Annotated in this window: 2 protein-coding genes; one reads left to right on the top strand and one right to left on the bottom strand. The window is 67.5% G+C overall.

Going from position 1 to position 2,311, the window contains the following annotated elements; all coding sequences use genetic code 11:
- Positions 1 to 193, bottom strand: a 193-nt coding sequence (locus tag WA805_RS08475) for a hypothetical protein (protein ID WP_425242061.1), incomplete at its 3' end; no start/stop codon positions are given.
- Positions 194 to 599: 406 nt separating this feature from the next.
- Here WA805_RS08475 and WA805_RS08470 point away from each other — a divergent pair.
- Entirely contained in the window at positions 600 to 2,069 is a 1,470-nt protein-coding gene (locus WA805_RS08470; RefSeq protein WP_425242060.1) for a DUF2252 domain-containing protein, read from the top strand.
- The last annotated feature ends 242 nt before the right edge of the window (positions 2,070 to 2,311 follow it).

Below are 2,311 nucleotides of genomic sequence, written 5' to 3'. Positions count from 1 at the left end.
TGTTCATGTCACGCGCGGCGAACAGGCAGTCTTCGGACTGATCACGGATGGAATCGCGGTCGTGCAGTGTCATGGTCAGCATCTCCTTGATCGAGCGCCACTCAGCACCGGCGATCACCCTGGCCCGGCACCAACCTCGAAGCGTCGCCTGCTCCCTGACCCCGATACTGGCCGGCCTGACCCATGCCGTCATCACCCGATGAGAGGTAGTGATCCTCGTGCAGTCCGTCAGCGTGTCAGGCGGCGCGAAGCCCGCATCCGGTAATCGTCATGATGAGGCCGCATTCGGTTGATCACTTCACCCCATCAGGGTGATGGAACTGGCTCAGCCGCAAGGTGGAATGGTACTGGGGGCAAGCGGAGGGATGTGGGCCAGGCGGCCGTCGGGTCAGCGGCGGGGTGCCTGGAATGGAGCATCAGCCGGGCGCTGGCTGCGGGCGCGGTCCAGGACGAGATGCCTGACATGCGGCCGTCGATCGCCCTGGTGGCCGGGCTTGGCCGGGTCGTCTGCGCCGCCCCCGATGTGGCAATCGCGCCGCGCTGGAGGAACCGGACGATTACCGGTAACTCCAGGCAAGGCGGAAGGAGAAGGAGTGGTCATGACTGTGAAGACTGAAGGTAGCGTGTCGGCGAGGGCCGCGCGGTCATCCGGTAAAGGTCCAGTGCGGGCCGGGACGGTGGGGCAGCTGAGCCGGGCGGACCGGATGGCCCGGGGGAAGGACGCCCGGGCGGTGGCTCCGCTGGAGTCGCATGCGGAGTTCGTCCCGGCCAGGAAACGGGATCCGGTGGGGCTGCTCCTGGAGCAGGCCAAGACGCGGGTGCCGGAACTGGTACCGGTACGCCACGGGCGGATGCTGGTGTCGCCGTTCACGTTCTACCGAGGCGCAGCGCTGCCGATGGCGGCCGACCTGGCCACCACTCCCGCGTCGGGGCTGCGGGTACAGCTGTGCGGGGATGCCCACCTGTCGAACTTCGGCGCGTTCGCCTCGCCGGAGCGCAGCCTGGTCTTCGACGTCAACGACTTCGACGAGACCCTGCCCGGGCCGTTCGAGTGGGATGTCAAGCGGCTGGCCGCGAGCATGACGGTGGCCGGACGGGACAACGGGTTCACCGCCAAGGACTGCCGCAAGATCACCCTGGCGGCGGGAGAAGGGTATCGCACCGCGATGCGCGGGTTCGCGGACCAGACCTTCATGGACGTGTGGTACACGCACGTGGACATCCAGTCGGCCCTGGCCGAGTTCCGGTCCGAGATGAAGACGAAAAACTACAAGGAAGCCCAGAAGATGCTGGGCAAGGCGCACACCAGCGACACCATGAAGGCCGTGGGTAAGCTGACCACCGTGGTCGACGGGCAGCGGCGGATCATCAGCCAGCCCCCGCTGATCGTCCCGGTCGAGGAGATCTTCGCCGGCGTGCAGGCCGACGCGATCTACGCACTGATCCGCACCGTGCTGGGCAAGTACCGGCGCACCCTGCAGTCCGACCGGCGGCACCTGCTCGAGCAGTTCACCATGGTGCAGGTGGCCCGCAAGGTGGTGGGGGTCGGCAGTGTCGGCACGCGCGCCTATGTCGTGCTGATGGATGCCGGCGACGGCGTCGAGCCGTTGTTCCTGCAGGCCAAGGAGGCCCAGCCATCGGTCCTGGCCGAATATGCCGGGCGCAGCCAGTACAACAACCAGGGCGAGCGCGCCGTGGCCGGGCAGCACCTGATGCAGGCCGAGAGTGACATCTTCCTCGGCTGGACCCGCGTCCCCAACCCCCTCGACGGGATAGACCGCGACTTCTACGTCCGCCAGCTGAAGGACTGGAAGTTCTCCATACCGATCGAGCTGATGATCCCGCAGGGCATGACGCTGTACGCCCGGCTGTGCGGGGCGACCCTGGCCCGGGCGCACGCTCGCTCCGGGGACCGCATCGCGCTGGCCGCCTACCTCGGCGGCTCGGACAAGTTCGACCAGGCCATCGCCGACTTCGCCGAAACCTACGCCGACCAGAACGAACTCGACTACGCCGCGCTCCAGGCCGCCGTCAAGGACGGCAAAGCCGAAGCCACCACCGAAATCTAAGAGCCTGTCGGGGCATGAGCGGTAGCGACGCGCGTCATCGGGCCACCCGGTCGCAGCGCGCGGCCAGGCGAGGATGATGACGGATGCTGGCTGACGGGCGATGAGCGCCGAGTTCTTCGCGCTGGCGTTCCTCTCGGCGCTGAACCCCAAGCTGCTGGCTCTCAAGCCGGAGACGACTTCGATCTAACGGAAGCTCGGGCCTCCGCACGCTGCCAGGCGGTCTCGGCCGCGGGATCTCGGCC

Origin of the sequence: Trebonia sp. (assembly GCF_049794275.1) — a bacterium.
Taxonomy (GTDB): domain Bacteria; phylum Actinomycetota; class Actinomycetes; order Streptosporangiales; family Streptosporangiaceae; genus Trebonia.
This window is presented reverse-complemented; position numbering and strand designations above follow the sequence as displayed.